19 protein-coding genes are annotated in these 24,161 nt (G+C 64.0%); 10 read left to right on the top strand and 9 right to left on the bottom strand.

Annotation, left to right across the window (positions count from 1 at the left end; genetic code table 11):
• Positions 1 to 63 precede the first annotated feature (63 nt).
• Together AKG11_RS20895 and AKG11_RS20900 are read right to left on the bottom strand one after the other, a co-directional pair.
• The gene (locus AKG11_RS20895) at positions 64 to 270 is read right to left on the bottom strand and encodes a DUF1737 domain-containing protein (protein ID WP_023517284.1); all 207 of its coding nucleotides are present in this window, start codon (positions 268 to 270) and stop codon (positions 64 to 66) included.
• Entirely contained in the window at positions 267 to 1,178 is a 912-nt protein-coding gene (locus AKG11_RS20900) for an HpcH/HpaI aldolase/citrate lyase family protein (protein WP_050745345.1), read from the bottom strand. Before AKG11_RS20900 ends, AKG11_RS20895 begins: the two co-directional genes overlap by 4 nt.
• A 152-nt stretch (positions 1,179 to 1,330) precedes the next feature.
• Between AKG11_RS20900 and AKG11_RS20905 the strand changes: the two genes are divergently transcribed.
• The 5 genes from AKG11_RS20905 (at position 1,331) to AKG11_RS20925 (ending at position 4,763) form a co-directional block, all read left to right on the top strand.
• Positions 1,331 to 1,579, top strand: coding sequence for a hypothetical protein (locus tag AKG11_RS20905; RefSeq protein ID WP_023517286.1), 249 nt, complete (start codon positions 1,331 to 1,333; stop codon positions 1,577 to 1,579).
• A 155-nt stretch (positions 1,580 to 1,734) separates the two neighbouring features.
• Positions 1,735 to 2,340: a 3-isopropylmalate dehydratase small subunit gene (gene leuD / locus AKG11_RS20910; protein ID WP_050745346.1), complete on the top strand. Its 606-nt coding sequence runs from the start codon at positions 1,735 to 1,737 to the stop codon at positions 2,338 to 2,340.
• A 5-nt stretch (positions 2,341 to 2,345) separates the two neighbouring features.
• The gene (locus AKG11_RS20915; RefSeq protein WP_023517288.1) at positions 2,346 to 2,726 is read left to right on the top strand and encodes a RidA family protein; all 381 of its coding nucleotides are present in this window, start codon (positions 2,346 to 2,348) and stop codon (positions 2,724 to 2,726) included.
• Between the two features lie 108 nt (positions 2,727 to 2,834).
• Entirely contained in the window at positions 2,835 to 3,944 is a 1,110-nt protein-coding gene (gene leuB, locus AKG11_RS20920; RefSeq protein ID WP_023517289.1) for a 3-isopropylmalate dehydrogenase, read from the top strand.
• 120 nt (positions 3,945 to 4,064) lie between these two features.
• Complete coding sequence (locus tag AKG11_RS20925; RefSeq protein WP_050745347.1) at positions 4,065 to 4,763, top strand: phosphatase PAP2 family protein; 699 nt, start codon at positions 4,065 to 4,067, stop codon at positions 4,761 to 4,763.
• Positions 4,764 to 4,822: 59 nt separating this feature from the next.
• On the opposite strand, the gene AKG11_RS20930 is transcribed toward AKG11_RS20925, so the two are convergent.
• The gene (locus AKG11_RS20930) at positions 4,823 to 6,712 is read right to left on the bottom strand and encodes an MFS transporter (protein ID WP_050745348.1); all 1,890 of its coding nucleotides are present in this window, start codon (positions 6,710 to 6,712) and stop codon (positions 4,823 to 4,825) included.
• Positions 6,713 to 7,203: 491 nt separating this feature from the next.
• On the opposite strand from AKG11_RS20930, the gene AKG11_RS20935 reads away from it, so the two are divergent.
• Together AKG11_RS20935 and AKG11_RS20940 are read left to right on the top strand one after the other, a co-directional pair.
• Positions 7,204 to 8,238 carry an aspartate-semialdehyde dehydrogenase gene (locus AKG11_RS20935; protein ID WP_023512369.1) on the top strand — a complete coding sequence of 345 codons (1,035 nt, stop codon included), beginning with the start codon at positions 7,204 to 7,206 and terminating at the stop codon, positions 8,236 to 8,238.
• Between the two features lie 226 nt (positions 8,239 to 8,464).
• Positions 8,465 to 9,286: a lytic murein transglycosylase gene (locus tag AKG11_RS20940; RefSeq protein ID WP_037408762.1), complete on the top strand. Its 822-nt coding sequence runs from the start codon at positions 8,465 to 8,467 to the stop codon at positions 9,284 to 9,286.
• A gap of 150 nt (positions 9,287 to 9,436) precedes the next feature.
• Here AKG11_RS20940 and AKG11_RS20945 read toward each other — a convergent pair whose 3' ends face one another.
• Positions 9,437 to 10,078, bottom strand: a complete 642-nt coding sequence (locus AKG11_RS20945) for a carbonic anhydrase (RefSeq protein WP_023512367.1) — start codon at positions 10,076 to 10,078, stop codon at positions 9,437 to 9,439.
• Positions 10,079 to 10,173: 95 nt separating this feature from the next.
• Positions 10,174 to 11,049, bottom strand: coding sequence for a pyridoxal kinase PdxY (gene pdxY, locus AKG11_RS20950; RefSeq protein ID WP_050745349.1), 876 nt, complete (start codon positions 11,047 to 11,049; stop codon positions 10,174 to 10,176).
• Positions 11,050 to 11,325: 276 nt separating this feature from the next.
• Between pdxY and AKG11_RS20955 the strand changes: the two genes are divergently transcribed.
• Both AKG11_RS20955 and AKG11_RS20960 read left to right on the top strand, forming a co-directional pair.
• Complete coding sequence (locus AKG11_RS20955; RefSeq protein ID WP_050745350.1) at positions 11,326 to 16,107, top strand: NAD-glutamate dehydrogenase; 4,782 nt, start codon at positions 11,326 to 11,328, stop codon at positions 16,105 to 16,107.
• 249 nt (positions 16,108 to 16,356) lie between these two features.
• The gene (locus AKG11_RS20960) at positions 16,357 to 17,682 is read left to right on the top strand and encodes an MFS transporter (protein WP_082342579.1); all 1,326 of its coding nucleotides are present in this window, start codon (positions 16,357 to 16,359) and stop codon (positions 17,680 to 17,682) included.
• A gap of 109 nt (positions 17,683 to 17,791) precedes the next feature.
• Here the strand turns inward: AKG11_RS20960 and purH are convergent, their stop codons facing one another.
• The 4 genes from purH to htpX all read right to left on the bottom strand — a co-directional run bounded on the left by purH (position 17,792) and on the right by htpX (position 23,672).
• Positions 17,792 to 19,402, bottom strand: a complete 1,611-nt coding sequence (purH, locus tag AKG11_RS20965; RefSeq protein ID WP_050745352.1) for a bifunctional phosphoribosylaminoimidazolecarboxamide formyltransferase/IMP cyclohydrolase — start codon at positions 19,400 to 19,402, stop codon at positions 17,792 to 17,794.
• A gap of 102 nt (positions 19,403 to 19,504) precedes the next feature.
• Positions 19,505 to 21,187 carry a heparinase II/III family protein gene (locus tag AKG11_RS20970; RefSeq protein ID WP_023512362.1) on the bottom strand — a complete coding sequence of 561 codons (1,683 nt, stop codon included), beginning with the start codon at positions 21,185 to 21,187 and terminating at the stop codon, positions 19,505 to 19,507.
• A 116-nt stretch (positions 21,188 to 21,303) separates the two neighbouring features.
• Complete coding sequence (locus AKG11_RS20975; protein ID WP_371260125.1) at positions 21,304 to 22,716, bottom strand: RsmB/NOP family class I SAM-dependent RNA methyltransferase; 1,413 nt, start codon at positions 22,714 to 22,716, stop codon at positions 21,304 to 21,306.
• Complete coding sequence (htpX, locus tag AKG11_RS20980; RefSeq protein ID WP_050745354.1) at positions 22,707 to 23,672, bottom strand: zinc metalloprotease HtpX; 966 nt, start codon at positions 23,670 to 23,672, stop codon at positions 22,707 to 22,709. Before htpX ends, AKG11_RS20975 begins: the two co-directional genes overlap by 10 nt.
• Positions 23,673 to 23,884: 212 nt before the next feature.
• Here htpX and AKG11_RS20985 point away from each other — a divergent pair, with 212 nt between their 5' ends.
• Positions 23,885 to 24,082 (top strand): DUF1674 domain-containing protein, encoded by a 198-nt coding sequence (locus AKG11_RS20985; RefSeq protein ID WP_023515750.1) that lies wholly within the window; start codon positions 23,885 to 23,887, stop codon positions 24,080 to 24,082.
• The last annotated feature ends 79 nt before the right edge of the window (positions 24,083 to 24,161 follow it).

Here is a 24,161-nt window from a genome sequence, read left to right on the forward strand (position 1 = left end):
CCGGTGAATAGGCATTATTCATCGAAAGATGTGACGGACACACACCGCGATCGCTTTACGCGATTACTGCTCCGAAAGCTTGATATCGGGCGTGTACTCCTTGCCAGGAACGTCCTTCACAACCGCCTGGCCGCACTGCATCAGCTTGGTCTCGGCATTGTAGGCGTAGGTCGGTGAACCGTGCAGGTCCCAGCCCTTGTTCAGCGCCAGCGTCACCTTGTGGCAGAACGAGGCATCATCGGGACCAGTCAGGAAGCGGTAGACTTTCATGCTTTCTTCTTTCTCTCATTGATCAGATCGGCCTTGGCCAGAATACGCCCGGCCTGGTCGGCATGGAGCTTTTCCACCATGCGGCCGGCGAGGGCAACGACGGCCTTGCCGGCATTGTCGGGTGCGGCGAAGGCAGAGACGACGGCCAACGCCTCGGCCGCTTCTGCCTCGGTAACGCCATAGGCTTCGTTGGCAGCGGCAATCTGCGCCGGATGAATCAACATCTTGCCGTCAAACCCCATCTGCCGGCCCTGTCGGCACTCCAGCACGAAATTCTCGTCGTCGGAAAAATCGTTGAAAACGCTGTCGATGACATCGAGCCCGGACGCCCGCGCAGCGACCACCACCTGCAACAGCAACGGTACGAGGAACGGCCGGCCGGCAATATCCGCGATGCCGGTTTCCTTACGAAGGTCGTTGAGACCGACAACGAAACAATCCAGCCGACCACCATGGGTACGGCCCGTCTCCGCGATGGCGGGGAGATTGAGGAGGGACGCCGCCGTCTCGATCATCGCCCACAGGCGCGGCCCTTCGTCGGCACCGGCCTCGGAAAGCCAGTCGGCGACGGTCAGCACATCCTGCGGTTCCGACACTTTCGGGAGCAGCACCGCCTCGGGCATGCAATCGAGCACCGCCTCCAGGTCGAGCACGCCGTCGGGCCCGTCGAGCGAATTGATCCGAATAACATGCTCGCAGCCCTTGGACCGATCGAGCGTCTTGAAATGTGAGACAAGGGCGGCACGCGCCTCCGCCTTCTTCTCCGGCAACACGGAATCCTCAAGGTCGAAGATGATGGCGTCGCAATCGAGCGCAGCGGACTTGGCAAGCGCCCGCGCATTGACGGCGGGAACACTGAGCACCGAGCGGCGCAGGCGGAGCGGATGGTGATGCGGTGTCCTGTTCATCCGCCCTTTTTGCCGCGCTTTGCCGCAGCCCGCAAGCGCCATGGCACTGCGCACGCCCTCAGGACATTGTGGCACAGCGAATCCCGCGCGTTCGGCCTTGCAATGGACAAAATCCGCCCCCACATTCTCTCGCAGAGAAAGGGTCAATCAAAATGCAGCGTATCCGCTCCATCGTCTTCACCGTCTTCACCATGCTTGTCGCAGGCGCGACCTTCCTGTTCGCCGCCTCCGTGGGCCTCGCTATCGCCGGCATCGTCGCCGTGCTGATGCTCGGTTCCATGCTCGCCGCCAAGCTCCAGCCGGCTCCGGTCCGCGCCACAGCGCGCAACGATCGCCGGGCGCCGGGCCAGCGCGAACCGCGCATCTGGAACGACGGCCGCGGCACGATCATCGACCTCTAAAAAAGGTTCGCTCCCGAAAGGGACGCTCCGGGCGCTTTGCGCGCCCGGCACTTGCGTTTGATGCCCGGCTTTCCGGAAGATTCTCCTTCAAATCCGCGGAAAATTCATCTAAACGCTTGTGCCAACCGACATCACCGCATTTCGAGGGTTTTCGCATGGACAAGTTCGTCAAGCTGACCGGCGTCGCCGCGCCGCTTCCCGTCGTCAATATCGACACGGACATGATCATTCCGAAAGACTACCTCAAGACGATCAAGCGCACCGGTCTCGGCAAGGGCCTCTTCGCCGAAGCCCGCTACAACGAAGACGGCAGCGTCAACGAAAGCTTCGTGCTGAACAAGCCGGCCTACCAGAACGCCTCGATCCTCGTCGCCGGCGACAATTTCGGCTGCGGCTCCTCGCGCGAACATGCGCCGTGGGCCCTGCTCGACTTCGGCATCCGCTGCGTCATCTCCACGAGCTTCGCCGACATCTTCTACAACAACTGTTTCAAGAACGGCATCCTGCCGATCGTCGTCAGCCAGGATGACCTCGACAAGCTGATGGACGATGCCAGCCGCGGCTCCAACGCCATCCTGACCGTCGACCTGGAAGCCCAGGAAATCACCGGTCCCGACGGCGGCCGCATCGGCTTCGAGATCGACGCCTTCCGCCGCCACTGCCTGCTGAACGGTCTCGACGACATCGGCCTGACGCTGGAAAAGGCGACCTCGATCGACAGTTTCGAGAAGCAGAACGCAAGCTCGCGCCCCTGGGCTTGAAGGCCATGCGCCGACTGATCTCTTCCGGCTCTCCCTTCGAAGTGACGGCGGGCTATTCGCGCGCCGTCGTTCAGGGTGACTGGTGTTTCGTATCCGGGACGACCGGCTACGACTATACAACCATGACCATGCCGGAAGGCGTCGAAGCACAGACGCGCACCTGCCTTGCCACCATCGGCGAGGTTCTGCAGGAGGCCGGCTTCTCCTTCGCCGAAGTCGTTCGCTGCCACTATTACGTGACTGACGCTGCCTTCGCCGACCGCATCTTCCCCATCCTCGGTGAAACGTTCAGAACGATCCGTCCCGCGGCCACGATGGTGGTCTGCGACCTCATCCGGCCGGAAATGCTGATCGAGATCGAGGTCACGGCCCTGCGCGCAAGCTAGCCGAAAGGCGAAGCGCTCCGCGCAAAATTCTTTCTTTTCGGCGATTTTCCTTGAACGGAAGTTGCGCTAAGAAGCGCGCGACCATTCCGTGACATCAAGGACAATCCCATGACAGCGCGTACCCTCCTCCTTCTGCCCGGCGACGGCATCGGCCCGGAAGCCATGGCGGAAGTCCGCAAGATCATCGCTTATATGAACGCCGAACGGGGCGCTGGCTTTGAGACCGACGAAGGCCTCGTCGGCGGCTCGGCCTATGACGCCCACGGCGCGGCGATCTCGGAAGGCGACATGGAGAAGGCACTGGCGGCCGACGCCGTGCTGTTCGGCGCCGTCGGTGGCCCGAAGTGGGACGACGTGCCCTACGAGGTCCGCCCGGAAGCCGGCCTCCTGCGCCTGCGCAAGGATCTGAAGCTCTTCGCGAACCTCCGCCCGGCCATCTGCTACCCCGCGCTGGCAAACGCCTCCTCGCTGAAGCCGGAACTCGTCGAAGGCCTCGACATCCTGATCGTGCGTGAGCTGACGGGCGGCGTCTATTTCGGCGAGCCGAAGGAGATCATCGACCTCGGCAACGGCCAGAAGCGCGGCATCGACACGCAGGTCTACGACACCTACGAGATCGAGCGCATCGCCGGCGTCGCCTTCGAACTGGCGCGCACCCGCCAGAACCGCGTCTGCTCCATGGAAAAGCGCAACGTCATGAAGTCGGGCGTGCTGTGGAACCAGGTGGTGACGGAAACGCACAAGCGCAGCTATTCCGACGTCCAGCTCGAACACATGCTGGCCGACGCCGGTGGCATGCAGCTCGTCCGCGCGCCGAAGCAGTTCGACGTGATCGTGACGGACAACCTGTTCGGCGACATGCTCTCGGACGTTGCCGCCATGCTGACCGGCTCGCTCGGCATGCTACCGTCCGCATCGCTCGGCGCGCCGGATGCCAAGGGCCAGCGCAAGGCGCTCTATGAGCCCGTGCACGGCTCGGCGCCCGATATCGCCGGCAAGGGCATCGCCAACCCGATCGCCATGATCGCCTCCTTCGCCATGTGCCTGCGCTATTCGTTCAACATGGTCGCGGATGCCGACAACCTCGAAAAGGCGATCGCCGAGGTGCTCGACAGCGGCATCCGCACCGGCGACATCATGGCCGAAGGCTGCCGCAAGGTCGGCACCGCGGAAATGGGCGACGCCATCCTCGCCGCCTTCAGGAAGCTCTCGGCCTGAGCCTGAAATTTTCATGAAAAGGCCCCCGGCGCGCCTGCACCGGGGGCCTTTTTCGTTCGCCTCCCTTGAAATACCGGCTCTCGCCAACACATGGAGGCAACGCTGTTTTTAGGGATACCCATGAACCGATCGTTCGCGACCTCCTCGCTCTGGATCCTCGCTGCCACCGCCATCCTCGTCGTGGCCCTCGTTCCTCTCGATCCGATGCTGTCGCAGCGCGCCCAGGGTCTTCCCGGCGCCATCGTGACCTTCAACGAGCGCATCACCGATTTCGGCACCTTCTCCTGGATGATCTATGGTTCGGGCCTGATCGTGATCCTCGCCTATATCGCTCGCCGGGTGAGCCGGAACGAAACCTTTGCCGGCCGGGCACGAACGGCGCGACGGCTGTCGCTCTACTTCTTCCTGACGATCGGCGCGACGAGCGCGCTCGTGCATCTCTTCAAGCTGATCATCGGCCGGGCGCGCCCCGAACTCTTCACCGATCTCGGCGCTTACAGTCTGACGCCCTTCGCCTACGACAATCTCTATGCCAGTTTCCCGTCAGGCCATTCGGCAGCGGCTGGCGCGTTCTTCGGGGCTTTCTCGATGCTGGCGCCCCGGCTGCGCCCACTCTTCCTCATCGGCGCACTGGCGATCGGCGCCTCTCGCGTCATCGTCGGCGCGCATTATCCGAGCGACGTCGCCGCCGGCCTCCTGCTCGGCCTTTGGACCGCCATCGCCGCAGCCTTCTTCTTCGCCAGCAGGGAATGGCTCTTCCGTTTCGACGACCGCGGCTGGCCGCTGCCGAAATCCATGTTCCCCACCAGGATCCCATAAAAAACCCGGCCCGTGGAAACCACGAGCCGGGCGCGCCATGAACTATCGGAAGGGGGAGATCAATCCATGGCGTGGATGTCGCGGTCCTTCGTTTCCGGCAGGAAGAGAAGGCCGATGACAAGGGTGATGCCTGCGAAGACGATCGGGTACCAGAGGCCATAGTAGATGTCGCCCTGGGCCGCGCTCATCGCGAAGGCCGTCGCCGGAAGCAGGCCGCCGAACCAGCCGTTGCCGATATGATAGGGCAGCGACATGCCGGTGTAGCGGATGCGGGTCGGGAAGAGCTCGACCAGCAGGGCGGCGATCGGACCGTAAACCATCGTGACATAGATCACGAGGACGGTCAGCACGGCAATGATCGTGATCCAGTTCACGTTTGCCGGATCGGCGACCATGGTGAAGGCGCCGCCACCAGCGATCGTGTAGACGGCCATATCCGTGACGCCGGCAGCTTCATCAGCCGTCAGCAGCTTGCCCGAGACGAGATCCGCCGCCGGCAGGGTGGCCTTCTCGCCGGCGCGGATGGCGGCGGCATCGAGGGCGAGTTCCGGGTTGGCCGCAACGAAGGCGTCGAGCTTCGATTCCGGAACCTTGGCCGCGCCGCGGACCAGCGGATAGCCGGCATCGTGAAGCGCCATGTTGGTCTGCTTCTGGAAGGCGGCGTCGAGGGCCTTGGCCTGGTCGCCCGCAGCCGTCGCGTCATAGCCGGTGATCGTCTGTTCGCCGATCTTGACCGTTGCCGCCGTACCGGCAGCCGCCGTCGTGACGACGTCATAGGGCACCGAATTGCGGGTCAGGAACGACGTCGCGATATCGCACGAGGTGGTGAACTTCGCCGTGCCCGTCGGGTTGAACTGGAACTTGCAGTCGCCAGGAGCAGCCGTGACGGTCGCACGGACCGTTTCCTGTGCCGTGGCGAGCGCCGGGTTACCGGCCCAGGTCAGCGCCTTGAACAGCGGGAAGTAGGTCAGCATGGCGAGCAGCAGGCCGGCCATGATGATCGGCTTGCGGCCGATCTTGTCCGACAGCCAGCCAAAGAGAACGAAGAAGCCGGTGCCGAGCAGCAGCGAGGCTGCAACCATCAGGTTGGCCGACTGGCCGTCGACCTTCAGAACACCCGTCAGGAAGAACAGTGCGTAGAACTGGCCTGAATACCAGACGACGGCCTGACCGACGACAGCGCCGAACAGTGCGAGAAGGGCGATCTTGGCATTGCGCCACTGGCCGAAGGCTTCCGTCAGCGGGGCCTTGGAGCCCTTGCCCTCTTCCTTCATTTTCGCAAAGGCGGGCGATTCGTTCATCTTCAGACGGATCCAGACGGATACGCCGAGCAGGACGACGGAGAGCAGGAACGGAATGCGCCAGCCCCATTCGGCAAAGGCTTCCTTGCCGACGATGAACTGCACCGAGAGGATGACCACCAGCGACAGGAACAGGCCGAGCGTCGCCGTGGTCTGGATCCAGGAGGTAAAGTAACCACGCTTGCCGTCCGGCGCGTGCTCGGCGACATAGGTCGCAGCGCCGCCGTATTCACCGCCGAGCGCCAGGCCCTGCAGCATGCGCAGGAGGATCAGGATGATCGGGGCGGCGATACCGATGGTGGCCGCGCCAGGCAGGAGGCCGACCACGAAGGTCGAGACGCCCATGATGAGGATGGTGACGAGGAAGGTGTATTTGCGGCCGACGAGGTCACCGAGCCGGCCGAAGACCAGAGCGCCGAACGGACGCACGAGGAAGCCGGCAGCAAAGGCAAGCAGCGCGAAGATGTTGCGCGTCGTCTCGGGATACTGGCTGAAGAAGGTGGCGCCGATATAGATCGCCAGAGAGCCGTAAAGATAAAAATCGTACCATTCAAAAACGGTGCCGAGCGACGAGGCGAAAATCACCTTCTTCTGCTCGCCCGTCATGGGCGCCGACTTGGCGTTGCCCACGGTCGAAACATTTGCCATTTCATTGTCCTCCACAAAAACGGCGTAGCGGGGCAGCCCTATGAGGTCCGGAATTTCTCCCTAAAAATGCCGGACGGGGTGCGCCTGATGGAAGGATGGCAGAAAACGCCTTGTGACATCAGCGCTGCTTTGGGCTTATGACTTTGGGTGTACGACTTAAGTCGAGCACGGGGCTCGCCCTTGAAAGGCCTGATCCATCACGCAAGGCTTGACTCTTCGGCAGATGAGCGTATGCAGCACCCTACGCAAGGGAACCGACATGAACCGCCTTGGATTTTCCATCGCCCGCATGATCGCTCCGGCCTTCACCGCCGGGCGGGTTCGTCATTGCGTATCGATTTCCAAAACAATGGCCAAAACGACGACGAAAACCGTCTGACGTCTCTGGCCACCGCTCTCTCCCCGGTATGGCCGGGGACCGAAACCCGCGTCATGGCCGACGGGTTTCACCTCCTGAACCCGCGGAGAGACAGAGAAAGAGAGCTTTAGACATGGGTTTCAAGATCGCAGTCGCCGGCGCGACCGGCAATGTCGGCCGTGAAATGCTGAACATCCTTTCCGAGCGCGGTTTCCCGGCTGACGAAGTCGTGGCGCTCGCCTCCTCGCGTTCGCAGGGCACCGAGGTCTCCTTCGGCGACAAGACGCTGAAGGTGCAGAACCTCGAAAACTACGATTTCTCCGACACGGACATTTGCCTGATGTCGGCCGGCGGCACGGTTTCGCAGAAGTGGTCGCCGAAGATCGGCGCGCAGGGCTGCGTCGTCATCGACAACTCCTCGGCCTGGCGCTACGACGCCGACGTTCCGCTGATCGTTCCGGAAGTGAACCCGGATGCCATCGCGCAGTTCACCCGCAAGAACATCATCGCGAACCCCAATTGCTCGACCGCCCAGCTCGTCGTCGCACTGAAGCCCCTGCACGACCGCGCCACCATCAAGCGCGTCGTCGTCTCGACCTACCAGTCGGTCTCCGGCGCCGGCAAGGACGGCATGGACGAGCTCTTCAACCAGACCCGCGCCGTCTTCGTCGCCGATCCGATCGAATCGAAGAAGTTCACGAAGCGCATCGCCTTCAACGTCATTCCGCACATCGATAGCTTCATGGAAGACGGCTACACGAAGGAAGAGTGGAAGGTTCTCGCAGAAACCAAGAAGATGCTCGACCCGAAGATCAAGGTCACCTGCACGGCCGTGCGCGTTCCCGTCTTCATCGGCCATTCCGAATCCGTGAACATCGAATTCGAGAAGGAAATCACGGCGGACGAGGCTCGCGATATCCTGCGCGAAGCACCGGGTTGCCAGGTCATCGACAAGCACGAGAACGGCGGCTACATCACGCCTTACGAATCGGCCGGCGAAGACGCCACCTACATCTCCCGCATTCGCGAGGACGCCACGGTGGAGAACGGCCTCAACATGTGGGTCGTTTCGGACAACCTGCGCAAGGGTGCCGCCCTCAACGCCATCCAGATCGCGGAGCTGCTCGTCAACCGCGGCCTGATCAAGGCGAAGAAGCAGGCCGCCTGACGGCACAAAAAGCGGAGCGTTCGCCACCTTTTCGAGAAAATTGGCAACGCTCCCTTAATCAATTTTAAATAAAAGTCCCGGTTGTTCCGTCAGAGGACAATCGGGACTTCGCTTTGAAGCGGGTCCCGGCGGCATCGCCGGAACGGTTCACGGCAAGGTGCGGTGACAGAAACAGGGGAGCATGACATGCTTCCCCAGCGGAATTGACGAGATCACGGGGTTTTTCATGGGCATGACAAAGAGCGTGGCCAAGGTGCTGGCCGCAATGATCGCCACGGCAGCAGTGCCGGCGGCGGCCAACGCCGCCAGCTGCGGCAACGATGGGGGCGGTTTTCCGGCCTGGGTAGAGGCATTCAAGGACGAGGCGGCAGGCCGCGGCATCAGCCGTTCAACGCTCGACAAGGCATTCGCCAATGTCAGCTATGCCCGCGCCACGATCCGCGCCGACCGCGGCCAGAAGAGCTTCAAGCTCTCGCTCGAACAGTTCATGCAGAAGCGGGGCGGCCAGGCGATCATTCGCCGCGGCAAGAGCCTGAAGAAGCAGAACGCTGCCCTCTTCGACCGCATCGAGGCCCGCTACGGCGTGCCGGCCGGCCCGCTGCTCGCCATCTGGGGCATGGAAACCGGTTTCGGCGGCTTCCTGGGCAAGGAACACACGATCTCGGCCGTCGCGACGCTCGCCTATGACTGCCGCCGTTCGGACTATTTCACCACCCAGCTCTACGCCACGCTCCAGCTCGTGCAGAAGGGCGTCCTGTCGACCTCGGCCCGCGGCGCGGCGCATGGCGAAATCGGCCAGACGCAGTTCCTGCCGGCCAACGTCCTGAAGTACGGCGTCGACGGCGACGGCAACGGCCGCATCGACCTCGTCGGTTCGAAGGCCGACGCGCTGGCCTCCACGGCCAACTTCCTGCGCGGCCACGGCTGGAGCGCCGGCGGCGGCTACCAGCCGGGCCAAGGCAATTTCGGCGCATTGCAGGGTTGGAACGCAGCCAGCGTCTACCAGCGCGCAATTGCCATTATCGGCGCGGAAATCGACGGCGAGTGAGCCGGTCGTAGACTCCGGTTTTGAAAAAACCCGGTGCGAGCCTTCGCACCGGGTTTTTTGTTGGAGCAATTCCAGCAAAAGCGCGAAGCGGGATTGCCTGGAAACAAAAAGATAGAGCGTTTTCGCGCTTTGGAGAAAAGCGGAATCGCTTTATGCGCCGGGGCGCTGGAAATCACCGGTCTTGCCGTCCATGATCCACAACTCACCCGTCGAGATATCGAACCAGGCACCGTGAAGCTGGATACGGCCGCGCTCCTCAAGGATGCGGACACAGGGAAAGGTGCGCAGGTTGGCGAGCGAATTGCGGATCGAGACCCGCTCCAGCGCACGCTGGCGCTCGGCCTGCGTGAGGATTTCAGCGCCCTGGATCTGCTCGGCGACAGGCTTCAGCATGCCCATCCACTTGCCGATGAAATCACCAGGTGACAGCGGCTCGGCATCGGGGTCGAGCGCCGCGGAAATACCGCCGCAGCGGCCATGGCCCATCACCACGATATCGCTGACCTTCAGCGACTGGACAGCAAATTCGAGCGCCGCCGACGTCGCATGGAAATTGCCGTCAGGCTCATAGGGCGGCACGAGGTTCGCGACATTGCGCACAACGAAGAGTTCACCCGGGCCGCTGTCGAAGATCGTCTCCGGTGCGGCACGGGAATCGCAACAGGCGATCACGAGTGTCTTCGGTTTCTGGCCCGTCTCGGCCAATGCCCTGTAGCGCGCCGACTGCTCGGCGTAGCGGCCGGACATGAAGTTGCGATAGCCATTCAGAAGACGATCGGGAAAGCGGTTCATGGTGTCGAAATACCCCCGTGTAACAATCTACCGGATGAGGCCCCATCCGACCCTGCATAAACCACTCCGAAAGGCACCGCGCAAGGCCGGATCGTTCAGGATCGCCGCGACTGGGCCGGATGCACGAGGCGGCGCATGTGCACCATTGCCATGGGAGTGGAAATGCTGGAGGCGTCCTGTTCCAGCGTCAACTCGTCGGCACCGCGTTTTGTGGTGCGCGCCACGATCTCGAAGACGCTGGCAGTCGCCATCATCAGAGCGCGCTCCTCCGGCAGGCCCTCCATAATCCGGGAGAGGAAGATGGCGGCCAGCAGGTCACCGGTGCCGTTCGGCGGGTTGGGCACGAGCCGGTGCTCCGCCAGCAGCGCGTGGCGCCCGGAAAGATAGAGATTGCCGGTGCTCCCCGCCATCAGCGGCAGCGAGGAGGTGACGAGCATACGGGCAGGCCCAAGCGACAGCGCCGCCTCCATGATCGCCCCGTTCGTTTCGAGCGGCGCGCCGGCAAGCCAGGCGAGTTCAAACCGGTTGGGCGTGGCGATCGAGGCAAGCGGGATCAGCGCATCGCGGATCGCCACCGCCGTTTCCTCCGGCACGTAGAGGCCGCGATCGTCGCCGCACACCGGGTCGCACATGTAGAGAAGGTCGGGATTTTCCACCCGCAGGGCCGCAACCAGCCGCGCCACCGAATGGGCCTGCGCCGCGCTGCCGAGATAGCCCGACAGCACCGCCTTCACCTCGCCCCGCCAGGGTGCGCGGATGAGATCGGAGATCATCGCATCGAAATCGTCGGCCGAAATCGCCACACGCGTCGAACGCCCGCGACCGGGATGCCAGGGCAGAATGACGGTCGGCAGCGCCCAGACCGGATGGCCAAGCGTCTCGAGCGCGAAGACGGCGGCGCGGTTGCCCACCGTGCCGCGCACCACATGGCTCGAAATCACGATGACAGCGCCCTTGTCGCTCTCGTTCATATCAGGCTCTCCTGGTTCCGGCCGAGTGATGACAAGGGGGTCATTTCCTGTCAACGCCCACCCCGTTTTCGGCCTTTGGTGGAAAAGATGAAAAAAGCAGATCCGGCCGGTTTTTGGCTGCTTTTCGACGAAAAAACACGAGATTCGTGACAAAACGACAGTGAAACTGACCTATCTGGGACAAAATCGATTGAATTTTCTCGCAAATGCACAAATTCCGTCGCACGTATTTTTTCTTCTGCTAACGTCCGGCCATCGGATTCGAGGGAGAATTCCATGGGTGCCAGGACCAACGTGAAACGAGAAAAACACATCGAGGCCGCAAAGGCCGCAGCTGCCGCCCTCGGCGCAAAGACGCTGAACCCGGACATCCTCTTCGGGCGCGCCAGCAAGGACGACCTCGAGCACTATAGCGGCGAGATGCTGGCCGTCGCGGCAGCCCATGCCATGGCCGAAATCGAGGCCTGGGACGGCACCGAGCCGCGTGTCACCGTCACCACGCTTGCCGGCGTGACGCCGCAGAGCCAGCCCGTTTCGGTTCTCTCCGTCACCGATCGCAACCAGCCGTTCCTCTATGATTCAGTGATGGGCGAGGTGACGAGCACCCATCGCGACATCCATCTGGCGATCCACCCGATCCTCGTCGTAACGCCCGGTGAGGCACCGAAGCTCTTCTCGCCCGACGAGGAAAGCGATCCGGCGCAGCGGGTCAGCCATATCGAGATCCACCTGTCCGAACTCGCGCCGAGCGAGGCCGCCGCACTTGCGGAACGGGTCGGAACCGTGCTCGATCAGGTCCATCTGGCCGTCGATGACTGGCCCGCCATGGTGGAAAAGCTCGACAGCACCATGGCCGACGTGGAGCGCTACGCCAAGGAGAAGCCCGGCAAGGACGAAGCGCTCGCCTTCCTCGCCTGGCTGCGCGGCAACAACTTCACCTTCCTCGGCATGCGCGAATACAGCTATTCCGGCAAGGGCGAAGCGGCAACCGTCGAACGCGGAGGGGAGGGCCTCGGCATCCTCTCCGACCCCGATGTGCGCGTGCTGCGCCTTGGCAAGGACGCAGTGACGACGACGCCGGAAATCCTTGAATTCCTTGAAGGTCCGGATTTCCTGATCGTCACCAAGGCCAATGTGAAATCGCTCGTGCACCGCCGGGCCTATATGGACTATGTCGGCCTCAAGCGCTTCGACGAGAAGGGCAGGGTGATCGGGGAACTGCGCATCGTCGGCCTCTTCACCTCGACAGCCTACACCCACGCCGCCGGCCAGATCCCGCTGCTGCGCTCGAAGGTCGCCGCGGTCATCGAGCATTTTGGCTACGACCCGAAAAGCCATTCCGGCAAGATGCTGATCAACACGCTGGAATCCTATCCGCGCGACGACCTCTTCCAGATCGACACCAGTCTGCTTGCCACCTTCTGCGAGCAGATCAACGAACTCTCCGACCGGCCGCGCATCCGCGTGCTGCCGCGTATCGATCGCTTCGACCGCTTCGTCTCCGTCATCGTCTACGTGCCACGCGAACAGTACGATTCCGACGTGCGCGAAAAGATCGGCAACTATCTGAAGTCGGCCTATGACGGCCGCGTCTCGGCCTACTATCCGGCCTTCCCGGAAGGCGGCCTTGCGCGCGTGCACTTCATCATCGGCCGCTCCGGCGGCAAGACTCCGCGCATCCCGCAGGGCAAGCTCGAACAGGCGGTGCGCGAGATCGCCACCCGCTGGACCGACAGGTTCGAGGCCCTCTCCAATACAGACGGCGTGCGGCTCGTCACCGACCGCAGCTACCAGGAGGACTTCACCCCCGCCGAGGCCCATGCGGATCTTTCCCTCATCACCACGGCAACGCCCGAGAACCCGATCAGCATCGCCTTCTACCGCAAGGCCTGGAACACGGATCTCGCCTCCGTCGAACTGAAGATCTTCCATGCCGGCGAACCCGTTTCGCTATCGCAGCGCGTGCCGCTTCTGGAAAATCTCGGCTTCAACGTCATCAGTGAGCAGACGCACGACCTGACACTTGCCGGCCTCGATGGCGGTGAGCGCCGCGTCATCCTGCATGACATGGAACTGAAGCACCGCGACGGCATCGAGATCAATCTTGCCAAGCTGAGCCCGATGCTGGAGGAGGCATTCCTCGCGGCCTGGCACGGCGATGTGGACGACGACGCGCTGAACCGCCTCGTGCTGACCGGTGGACTCTCCGCCCGTCAGATCATGGCGCTGCGCACCTATTCGCGCTACCTGCGCCAGACGGGCATCGCCTATTCGCAGGGCTATATCGCCGATACGCTCAACAAGTACCCGCTTATCGCCGCCGACCTCTTCCGCCTGTTCGAGACCCGCCTCGATCCGAAGCTCTCAGAGCGCCAGCGCGAGAAGAAATCCGCAGAGATCGCAGCGGCGATCGAGACCGCGCTGGCGAACGTGCCGAGCCTCGACGAGGACCGCATCCTGCGCCGCTACGTCAACGCCATCGAGGCAACGCTGCGCACCAACTACTTCCAGCGCGATGCGGACGGAAAACCGCGCAAGACGCTGGCGATCAAGCTCGACCCGAAGGCTCTCGACGGCCTGCCGGAACCACGGCCCTTCCGCGAGATCTTCGTCTACGGCGCCGAGGTCGAGGGCGTGCATCTGCGCTTCGGCAAGGTCGCCCGCGGCGGCCTGCGCTGGTCCGACCGTGCACAGGACTACCGCACGGAAGTGCTCGGCCTCGTGAAGGCCCAGCAGGTCAAGAACTCGGTCATCGTGCCCGTCGGCGCCAAGGGCGGCTTCTATCCGAAGCAGCTCCCGGTCGGCGGCAGCCGCGATGCCGTCTTCAAGGCCGGCACCGAGGCCTACAAGACCTATATCCGCACGCTCCTCTCCGTCACCGACAACATCGTCGGCCAGGACGTGGTGCCGCCGGCCGACACGGTGCGCCTCGACGGCGACGATCCCTATTTCGTCGTCGCCGCCGACAAGGGAACCGCAACCTTCTCCGACACCGCCAACGGCCTGGCGCAGGAGGCCGGCTTCTGGCTCGACGACGCCTTTGCCTCGGGCGGCTCGGCCGGCTACGATCACAAGAAGATGGGCATCACCGCCCGCGGCGCCTGGGAAACCGTGAAGCGCCACTTCCGCGAAATGAACATCGACATCCAGAAGACGCCCTTCACCGTCGCCGGTGTCGGCGACATGTCGGGCGACGTCTTCGGCAACGGCATGCTGCTGTCGCGCAAGATCCGGCTCCTCGCCGCCTTCGACCACCGCGACATCTTCATCGATCCCAACCCGGACACCGACACGTCCTTCGCCGAACGGCGCCGCATGTTCAACCTGCCGCGCTCCAGCTGGCAGGACTATGACCGCTCGGTCCTGTCCAAGGGCGCAATGATCATCCCGCGCACGGAAAAATCCGTGACGCTCACGCCGGAAGCCATGGCCGTGATCGGCATCGACAAGGCCAAGGCGACGCCCTTCGAGATCATGACGGCGATCCTCAAGGCGCCGGTCGACCTGATGTGGTTCGGCGGTATCGGCACCTATATCCGCGGCCAGAACGAGACGGATGCCGAGGTCGGTGATCGCGCCAACGACCCGATCCGCATCGTCGCCGACGACGTGCGCGCCAAGGTGATCGGCGAGGGCGCCAATCTCGGTGTCACCCAGCGCGGCCGCATCGCCTTCGGCCTCAAGGGCGGGCGCTGCAACTCGGATGCCATCGACAACTCGGCCGGCGTGAACTCGTCGGACGTCGAGGTCAACATCAAGATCGCGCTCGCCTCGGCCATGCGCGACGACCGGCTGCCGCGCGCCAAGCGCAACGTTCTGCTCGCCTCGATGACGGACGAGGTGGGGCACCTCGTGCTGCGCAACAACTACCTGCAATCGCTGGCGATCTCGCTGACGGAAAAGCAGGGTGCCGCCAACCGCGCGCCACTGACCCGCCTGATGGATCGCTTCGAGGCCGCCGGCCAGCTCAACCGAAAGGTCGAGACGCTGCCCGACGACCGCACGGTCGCCGAACGCTACCAGGCCGGCAAGCCGCTGACGCGGCCGGAGATCGGCGTGCTGCTCTCCTATGCCAAACTGGTGCTGTTCGATGAACTCGTCCATACCGATCTGCCGGACGAGCCCTATTTCGAGCCGACGCTGATGGGCTACTTCCCGGCGAAGATGCAGAAGGCCTATGCAGACGACATCCGTTCGCACCGCCTGCGCCGCGAGATCATTGCAACGATCCTCGCCAACGAGGTGATCAACCGCGGCGGCCCGGCCTTCGTCAACACGCTGACCGACGGCACCGGTTTCGGTCCGGCGGATGCGGTAAAAGCCGCCGTCATCGCCCGCGACGGCTACGGCCTCGCCGCCCTCTATGCCGGCGTCGATGCTCTGGACAACCAGGTTTCAGGATCGGTGCAGAACGAGCTCTACGAGGAGATCGGCCGTATCTACGCTTCCGTCACCAGCCTGCTCCTGACCACCGGTGCGGTCTCCGGCCCGATGGAGCAGGCGGTGCACAAGCTCAAGCAGGCCCTGAAGCAGCTGCGCCCGCATCTTGCCACCCTCATCTCCGAGCAGGCCGGCGACGAGGCCCGCCGCAAGGCCCATGCCTATGAGGACGAAGGCGTGCCGACGGAGCTGGCCGAGGAGATCGCCACGCTCTCCATGCTGACCTTCGTGCCGGAGGTCATGCTGATCGCCGGGGCGACGGGCGACACGCTCGGCAAGACGGCGCAGACCTTCGCCGGCATCAGCGCAGCACTCAATATCGGCCGGCTGCTTTCGGCGGCCAGCCGCATCCCGACCGGCGATCTCTATGAAGCGCTCGCCCTGCAGCGCAGCCTCACCGACATCGCCAATGCCCGCCGGGACCTCGCCACCGTGGTGCTGACACGCCACAAGGGCGACAAGGCACCGCTCGCCACCTGGCAGCAGGGTGACCGCGAGCGCCTCGCCCGCGTCACCGCCAACCTCTCGGCGCTGACGGAAGCAGGCGAAGCCACGCTCGCCAAGGTCAGCGTCGCCGCTGGCATCCTGAGCGACCTCGCACAGGAACGGGCCCGGTAAGGCACGCCCTTGCCTCATCGCGGCCACCTTCCGTGCGGCCGTGGCTATCGCGCCTTTGCGCAACCGCAACTGCCCTCTCTGCCTGCCAGGCAGAGAGGGTCTCACCGCACCCGTTGAATCCCGTCACCGGCAAATGCTAGCCTCCCGGCGTAACCGGCGTGAAAACCCGCCGCAGCGATTCGAAAAGCGGGGATAGGCGTGGCGGAAGCAGCGGCAGGGCGGACGAGCCGCCTCGGCATAACGGGCTGGATGCTGTTCGACTGGGCAGCGCAGCCGTTCTTCACGGTCATCACCACCTTCATCTTCGGCCCTTACCTCGTCTCGCGCCTCACCGAAGACCACGCGGCCGGGCAGGCGGCCTGGAGCTATACGCTCACCATCGCCGGCGTCACCATTGCGTTGCTCGCCCCGATCATGGGCTCCATCGCCGATGCCTCCGGCGCGCGAAAGCCCTGGATCGCCGCCTTCGCCGCCATCAAGATCCTGTCTCTCTTCGCCCTCTGGTATGCCGCGCCCGGCAGCAGCCTCATCTTCGCCATGGCGATGATCGTGCTCGCCACCGTGGCGGCGGAGTTCTCCATCGTCTTCAACGATTCGATGATGCCGCGCCTGGTGAGCCCCGCGGATGCCGGCCGCATCTCCAACATCGCATGGGGCCTCGGTTATCTCGGCGGCATGATCGTGTTGATTGCGGTCGTCGCCCTTCTGGCCGCAAATCCGGAGACAGGCCGGACGGCGATCGGCATCAGCCCGCTCTTCGGCCTCGACGCTGCCGCAGGCGAAGATGCCCGCATCACCGGGCCGATCTCGGCGCTGTGGTACCTCGTCTTCATCCTGCCGATGTTCTTCTTCACGCCGGACCAGAGCCGGGGGCTGCCCATTGTTGCTGCGGTGCGCGCCGGCTTCGCCGATCTCACATTCGCACTGCGCGACCTTCGCAGAAAACCGGGCATCCTGCGCTTCCTCACTGCCCGGATGATCTATCAGGACGGGGTCAATGGGCTGCTGGCGCTCGGCGGCACCTTCGCCGCCGGCATGTTCGCCTGGCAGACCTTCGAACTCGGCATCTACGGCATCATCCTCAATGTGGTGGCTATCGGCGGCTGCCTCTATGCCAGCCGCATGGACCGGCGTCTCGGCTCGAAGACCGTGGTGGTGATAAGCCTCGTCTGCCTGACGCTGGCCACCATCGGCATCGTCTCCACCGGCCCGGGCTTCACGCTGTTCGGCCTGTTGCCCTTGCCGACCGCCGATTCCGGCGGCCTGTTCGGCACCGCAGCGGAAAAGGCCTATATCGTCTACGGCCTTCTGATCGGCATCGCCTTCGGCCCCGTCCAGGCCTCCGCTCGTTCCTATCTCGCCCAGAGCATCCATCCGGACGAGGCGGGCCGCTACTTCGGCCTCTATGCCCTGTCCGGCCGCGCCACATCCTTTCTCGCCCCGCTCTCCGTCGCGCTCGTCACCACGGCGACCGGCTCGGCGCGCCTCGGCATGATGGCGCTTATCGCCTTCCTCCTCGTCGGCTTCCTGCTCCTGCTGCGCACGCCCTATCCGGCAGCGAAGGTGGAGGCCTGAAACGCGAAACGCCCCGCAAGCGGGGCGCTGCTATCCGGCGAAGAATCCGGCTAAAATGTTCCGGGAAAGCATGACGGCTTTCCCGGAGTTAGAAAGAGGCCGAAACGGTCTAGTGACGGAAATGGCGCATGCCGGTGAAGACCATCGCGACGCCCGCCTCGTCAGCCGCGGCAATCACCTCCGCGTCGCGCATCGAACCGCCCGGCTGGATCACCGCCGTCGCGCCCGCAGCGATCGCCGAGAGCAGGCCGTCAGCAAAGGGCAGGAAAGCTTCCGACGCGACGGCCGAACCCCGCGTCAGCGGCTCGGCAAGCCCCATGGCCTTGGCCGCTTCCTCGGCCTTCAGGCCGGCGATGCGGGCGGAATCGACACGGCTCATCTGGCCGGCACCGATGCCGGCCGTCTGGCCATCCTTGGCATAGACCACAGCATTCGACTTGACGTGCTTGGCAACCTTGAAGGCGAACTTCATATCCACCAATTCCTGGGCGGTCGGCGCACGCTTGGTGACGACCTTCAGCTCAAGGTCCTCGACCATACCGTTGTCGCGGCTTTGCACGAGCAGGCCGCCCGACACGGTCTTGGCAGAAAGGCCGGGCACGCGCGGATCGGGCAGGGCGCCCGTCACCAGCAGGCGCAGGTTCGGCTTGCCGGCAATGATGGCCCGGGCTTTCTCGTCCGCGTCCGGCGCGATGATGACCTCGGTGAAGAGTTTGACGATCTCCTCCGCCGTTTCGCCATCGAGTGTGGTGTTGAGCGCGATGATGCCACCGAAGGCCGAGACCGGATCGCAGGCGAGCGCCCGCGCATAGGCATCCTTCAGCGTCTTGCCGGTAGCAACGCCGCAGGGATTGGCATGCTTGATGATCGCGCAGGCCGGGCCGTTCTCCGGCAGGAATTCGGCGACGAGCTCGAAGGCCGCATCGGTGTCGTTGATGTTGTTGTAGGAAAGCTGCTTGCCCTGCAGCAACGTGGCGGTCGCGACGCCCGGGCGGTTTTCACCCGTCACGTAGAAGCCTGCCTTCTGGTGCGGGTTCTCGCCATAACGCATCTCTTCCTTCAACACGCCGCCGAGCACGCGGTGGCGGGGCATCGCGATGTCGAGCGCATCGGCGAACCAGTTGGAGATGGCCGCGTCATAGGCCGCCGTGCGGGCATAGGCCTTCGCCGCCATACGCTGGCGGAAGGCGTAGGAGGTCGAACCGTCGGCGAGTTCCTCAAGCAGCGCAGGATAATCGGCAGGATCGGTGACGATGGTCACATAGGCGTGGTTCTTGGCCGAGGCGCGGATCATCGCCGGGCCGCCGATGTCGATGTTCTCGACCGTCGTCGGATAGTCACCCCCCTTGGCGCGCACTTCCTCGAAAGGATAGAGGTTGATGACGGCAAGGTCGATCGCGCCGATACCGTGTTCCTTCATCGCCTCGACATGCTCCGCATCGTCACGGATCGCCAGTAGGCCACCATGCACGGTGGGATGCAGCGTCTTTACGCGGCCGTCCATGATTTCCGGAAAGCCCGTAACCTCGGAAACGTCGGTGACGTCAAGCCCGGCGTCGCGGAGCGCCTTGTGCGTGCCGCCGGTCGACAGCAGCCGCACGCCCTTCTCGGCAAGGGCCCGGGCGAGGTCGACGACGCCGGCCTTGTCGGAGACGGACAGCAGGGCCGTGCGCAGGGCGACACGATCGGGGGCGGGGATCTTCTTGGAAATGACGGCCATTGGGGGCGCTCCGTTCTGACGGCCCGGAAGGGCGGGCCGGATGGTCATGCGCCCCGTTATCACAGGCCCGGCCGCGAGAAAACCGCCAAACGCCGGGAATTCTCAGCGTTGCCGCACCAACGACCACTGAACTTCGGCCACTTTGGCAAGCGGCATGGTCAGCGTGAGCTGGCGCGAGGCCCTGACACCGGAAGGATCGGCGAAGAAGACATCCTCCTCTTCCGCCACCGCGACATCGACGCAGGTCAGCGCCCAGGCCTCGCCGTCAGGGGCGATCAGCCGCGTCTCGTTGGCCGATACCCTGTAGAGTTGGATCGTCGGGTGGATATGGAAGCGCACCACTGCCGTGCCCTTCTCGATCGCACCGTCCGGATCGGCGGGCTTGTAGAAGCGCTCCCGGCCACGGATCTCACCGCCCGTCGCCGCAACGAGGATATCCCGTTCGTAGAGCAGGCCGAAGCGCTTGAGATAACCGTCATGGGTCGCCGTCACGCTGTCGGCGCCCGACTGACGCTCGGCCCGCGCCACGTCCACCTTGCTGATGCCGCCGACGACGATCGGCCCCAGGAAGCGGGAGGTGGAAATCCGCGAGGAGGATGTGTCGTTGAGCGTGGCGACGGAATGGGCTGCGGTGGTACGCGACATCTGCCTGAGTGCCTCGCCGGCAAAACGCGGACGACCGGAATTGACGATGAAGCGGTTCTTGCCCGAGGACACTTCAATGGAAAGCGCACCGGCGGCGGCTGTCGCCGACAGATCGACAGATTTGGGCACGCCCGTATCCATCAGAACGACCGTTTCCTGGACCGCCAGGCGATCATACCGGCTCAACGGCAATGCCTTGAAGGGCGCACCGCCGGTCTCGTCATACCGCAGCACCGACATCAGCTCATTTGCAAGCGTATAGGTCGCGCCATTGAACAGCGCGAGCTCGCCACCCTGATGGCGGAAGAAGCGCAGCGCCGGGAAGATACGGTCGATCGAGGGGATGAGCTGCGCCGGCATGTCGTGGCCGAGATTGACATAGGTCTGGCGCAACGGCAGCAGGTCGAGCAGCACATCGAGCGCGGCGCGCGGATTGCGGGAGGAATGACCACCGTCCGGCAAAATCTGCCGGTCGAGCTCCTCGTCGAGATGGCGGGCGGCCTTGCGCATGCGCGAGGCCGAGCTCGGCATGGCGATGGAGGCCATGGCGAGCGCAATACGCACCCTGAGCCGCGGTTCGCCATCGCGCGTCGTATCGGCGACATGGCGCAGATACCGAACCTGGAAGGCGAGACTCTTCAGGAAGCGGCGATAGAACGGATAATCGGCATCCTTCAGGACAACAGGCGAATGGGACAACCAGGCGATGATGCGCTGAGCGGCGACATCCGGCCGCCAGGCAAGCCCGCCGATGACGCGTCCATGGCTCTGCAGCCAGTCGTCCACCACGAAGCGGGCGGTATGGGCCGCCTTTTCCGGATCCACCAGCCGCATGTGCCGCAGCCAGCCGAAGGAATGCAGGCGCACCGCGAACTCCTCCGAGGGAAGCTCCAGCGCGAAGGGTGATTCGCCGTCGCATTCAAGAACGCGGCCAGCCAGCGGAAAGCGGCCGGCAACGATTTCTTCGCCGGCAAACGAATCAGCAGGGTGAAGGTCTGTCGGCGCGACGACCAGCCGGTCCGGCGTACCGCCGGAAAAGCGCATGGCACTGATTCGCCCGAGGGCGAGCCTCCGAGAAAACCGGCGCCAACCCTCACGCATATACAGATAGAGAAGCCGCTGCCTGTCGGAAAGCTGCATGGTTAACGAATGCCTCCTTGGCCTATAGCTAGGCCGAGAAGGCAAGCGACGTCAATTGACTGCCGGTCGATGGACTGTTGACGACGGTGGAAGCCGTTCCCAGGCGCCCTTGCAGATCAGCCGGCATGGACGAGCCGCACGGCATAGAACCCATCCAGGCCACCGGCATGGCTGGCGGTTGCGGGCAGCATCGCAGGCGTGGTGCGGAATTCGCCGCGCGGGGAAATCGCCTCTTCCAAACCCGGCCAATCGGCAGGATCGACCGGCGCAATGCGCCAGTCCGGATTGTCGGCGAGAACGCGGGCTACCATCTCCTCGCCTTCGCTCGGATCGAGCGAGCAGTTGGAGAAGACCAGCTCGCCGCCGGGGCGCACCAGCGTCAGCGCGTGGCGCAGCAGGCGTTCCTGCAGGCCGGCCAGCTTGCCGATATCCTCCGGCCCCTTGGTCCAGAGCACGTCGGGATGGCGGCGGATCGTGCCTGTCGAGGAGCAGGGTGCGTCGAGAAGAACGGCATCGAAGAGTTCACCCGGGCGGTATTCCGCCATGTTCGCCTCAACGGTCTCGGCCGAGAGGCGGAGCCGGTCGAGATTGCCGACAAGCCGCTTCAGACGGTTGCCGGACTGGTCGAGGGCGGTGACCCTGGCCCCCGCTGCGGCGAGCTGCGCGGTCTTGCCGCCGGGCGCAGCACAGAGATCGGCGACCCGCTTGCCCGTAAGATCCGAAAACAGCTTTGCCGGCAGGCTTGCCGCGGCATCCTGTACCCACCATTCCCCGTCCTCAAAGCCTTCGAGTGCCGGAATGGCACCGGAAGCGACCGGAAGGCGGACCGACCCTGTCGGCAGAATCAGGCCACCGAACCGCTCGGCCCAGCCTTCGGCGTCGGACTTGACCGTCAGATCGACAGTGGAGGGCTCGAGCAAGGCATCGGCGATGCGCGCGGCGTGGTCATGTCCGTAGACGGCGGCTAGCCGCTCATGGAACCAGGCCGGAATGACGGAAACGGCTTTTGTCGCCGTCAAATGCGAGGCTTTTTCGCGCGACAGGCGGCGCAGCACCGCATTGGTGAGGCTCGCGAAACGGCGGTTGCGCGGATCGATCTGCGCCTGCTCGACCGCGAGGTCGACAGCGGAGTGATCGGGCACGTCGAGATAGAGGATCTGTGCCGCCGCGACCGTCAGCACGTGATGCAGCGCACGGGCGCCATCAGGCAGGGGCGTGCCGACCAGCGTGTCGAGGATAGCCTCGATGCGGGGGAGGTGGCGCAGCGCCGTGTTGAGGATGGCGCGGACGAGCGCACGGTCGGCATCGTTCAGCTGGCAATAGGCCGGGTTGCCGTTTTCGAGGTCAAGCATGCCGTCGAGCGGCGTCCTGCGATCGACGACAGCCGCCAGGATCTTGGCCGCGGCCTGCCGGGCGCGCAGGCCCGGCTTTTCCGGATGGTTGGCTGCGGCATCCGCAGACGGCCCCTTGCTGGGGCGATGGCGTTTCGGATGCGATCTGTTTTTTCGATTATCGTCGTTCAAGACCAGGGACCTTTGGGCGGTTCGGAACCTCCGCGTCCCCAGCCGGTCGATGGGACGGAACGCGATTTGCGGGACGGATTATCAGCCCGCACCGGCTCCGTCGAGCGCATCTCTTTGCCGCGGGCCATTTCCTGAAGCGCGGCGATGCGGTTCTCCGTGTTCGGATGGGTGGAGAACAGGTTGTCCATGCGCTCGCCCGACAGCGGATTGATGATGAACATATGGGCTGTCGCCGGATTGTGCTCGGCGCCGTCGTTGCGAATGCGGCCGGCAGCGACCGCGATCTTCTTCAAGGCGGACGCGAGCCAGAGCGGATTGCCGCAGATCTCCGCACCCCGCTTGTCGGCAGAATATTCACGGGTGCGGCTGATTGCCATCTGCACCAGCATGGCAGCGAAAGGGGCGACGATCATGGCAATGAGCACACCGATGAAGCCGAGCGGGTTGTTGTTTTCCCGGTTGCCGCTACCGCCGAAGAACATGGCGAAGTTGGCGAGCATGGAGATCGCGCCGGCAATCGTCGCCGTCAGCGTCATGGTCAGGGTGTCGCGGTTCTGGATATGCGCGAGCTCATGCGCCATCACGCCCGCCACCTCTTCATAAGTCAAGGCATGCAGCAGGCCGGTCGAAGCGGCAACCGCGGCATTCTGCGGGTTGCGGCCGGTGGCAAAGGCATTCGGCTGGTCGCTGTTGATGACATAGACGCGCGGCATGGGCAGGCCGGCGCGTTTGGCAAGATCACGCACGATGCCGTAATATTCCGGCGCCGAACGCTCATCGACCTCCTTGGCGCCATACATGGACAGCACCATGCGGTCGGAATTCCAGTAGGAAAAGAAGTTCATGGCGATGGCGACGAGAAGCGCGATCAGCATGCCGCCCTTGCCGCCGATGAGCAGGCCCACGCCCATGAAAAGCGCCGTCATCACGGCGAGAAGCATGGCTGTGCGAACGATGTTCATACGTTTTCGGCTCCTGTCTGGTCTCTTGCCGGGTTGCCATTCACCTGTTGTCAAGGGAATGTTTCACGTGAATCAGCGCTTTCCACAACGCCTTCACGCCCAGCTTTTTACATGTCGTTCTCGCAAAACCGCTGCACACTTTTGCGCGACATGCCTTATAGGATGGGAAGCGAACAGGAATTCTTCAATATCCGGGAAGGATGCCCAATTTCATGCAAAGCGACAACGACAATCATACGGACGGCCGGAAAGTGCTGTCCCCCGCCGCCCAGCGGGCCCTTCAGGAAGCAGAAGAACGCCGCAAGGCCGCCCCGCAGGCGGAACCCGCCCCGGAGACCGGTGGACGCGGCGGAGCCGATCCGGCCCGCTTCGGTGATTGGGAGATCAAAGGCCGGGCGATCGATTTTTGACCGGATACGCCCGGCATGTCTCCTTCATCACGGTGGGGTGTGATCCGCCCTACCACTCGGCCGGCACTCCACACAGCAG

This window comes from Shinella sp. SUS2 (genome assembly GCF_001262505.1).
Taxonomy (GTDB): Bacteria; Pseudomonadota; Alphaproteobacteria; order Rhizobiales; family Rhizobiaceae; genus Shinella.

Bases quoted from the DNA above. Each gene is read 5' to 3' on its own strand.
- AKG11_RS20895 (WP_023517284.1), bottom strand. From the start codon at position 270: ATGAAAGTCTACCGCTTCCTGACTGGTCCCGATGATGCCTCGTTCTGC.
- AKG11_RS20900 (WP_050745345.1), bottom strand. From the start codon at position 1,178: ATGAACAGGACACCGCATCACCATCCGCTCCGCCTGCGCCGCTCGGTG.
- AKG11_RS20905 (WP_023517286.1), top strand. From the start codon at position 1,331: ATGCAGCGTATCCGCTCCATCGTCTTCACCGTCTTCACCATGCTTGTC.
- leuD (WP_050745346.1), top strand. From the start codon at position 1,735: ATGGACAAGTTCGTCAAGCTGACCGGCGTCGCCGCGCCGCTTCCCGTC.
- AKG11_RS20915 (WP_023517288.1), top strand. From the start codon at position 2,346: ATGCGCCGACTGATCTCTTCCGGCTCTCCCTTCGAAGTGACGGCGGGC.
- leuB (WP_023517289.1), top strand. From the start codon at position 2,835: ATGACAGCGCGTACCCTCCTCCTTCTGCCCGGCGACGGCATCGGCCCG.
- AKG11_RS20925 (WP_050745347.1), top strand. From the start codon at position 4,065: ATGAACCGATCGTTCGCGACCTCCTCGCTCTGGATCCTCGCTGCCACC.
- AKG11_RS20930 (WP_050745348.1), bottom strand. From the start codon at position 6,712: ATGGCAAATGTTTCGACCGTGGGCAACGCCAAGTCGGCGCCCATGACG.
- AKG11_RS20935 (WP_023512369.1), top strand. From the start codon at position 7,204: ATGGGTTTCAAGATCGCAGTCGCCGGCGCGACCGGCAATGTCGGCCGT.
- AKG11_RS20940 (WP_037408762.1), top strand. From the start codon at position 8,465: ATGGGCATGACAAAGAGCGTGGCCAAGGTGCTGGCCGCAATGATCGCC.
- AKG11_RS20945 (WP_023512367.1), bottom strand. From the start codon at position 10,078: ATGAACCGCTTTCCCGATCGTCTTCTGAATGGCTATCGCAACTTCATG.
- pdxY (WP_050745349.1), bottom strand. From the start codon at position 11,049: ATGAACGAGAGCGACAAGGGCGCTGTCATCGTGATTTCGAGCCATGTG.
- AKG11_RS20955 (WP_050745350.1), top strand. From the start codon at position 11,326: ATGGGTGCCAGGACCAACGTGAAACGAGAAAAACACATCGAGGCCGCA.
- AKG11_RS20960 (WP_082342579.1), top strand. From the start codon at position 16,357: ATGCTGTTCGACTGGGCAGCGCAGCCGTTCTTCACGGTCATCACCACC.
- purH (WP_050745352.1), bottom strand. From the start codon at position 19,402: ATGGCCGTCATTTCCAAGAAGATCCCCGCCCCCGATCGTGTCGCCCTG.
- AKG11_RS20970 (WP_023512362.1), bottom strand. From the start codon at position 21,187: ATGCAGCTTTCCGACAGGCAGCGGCTTCTCTATCTGTATATGCGTGAG.
- htpX (WP_050745354.1), bottom strand. From the start codon at position 23,672: ATGAACATCGTTCGCACAGCCATGCTTCTCGCCGTGATGACGGCGCTT.
- AKG11_RS20985 (WP_023515750.1), top strand. From the start codon at position 23,885: ATGCAAAGCGACAACGACAATCATACGGACGGCCGGAAAGTGCTGTCC.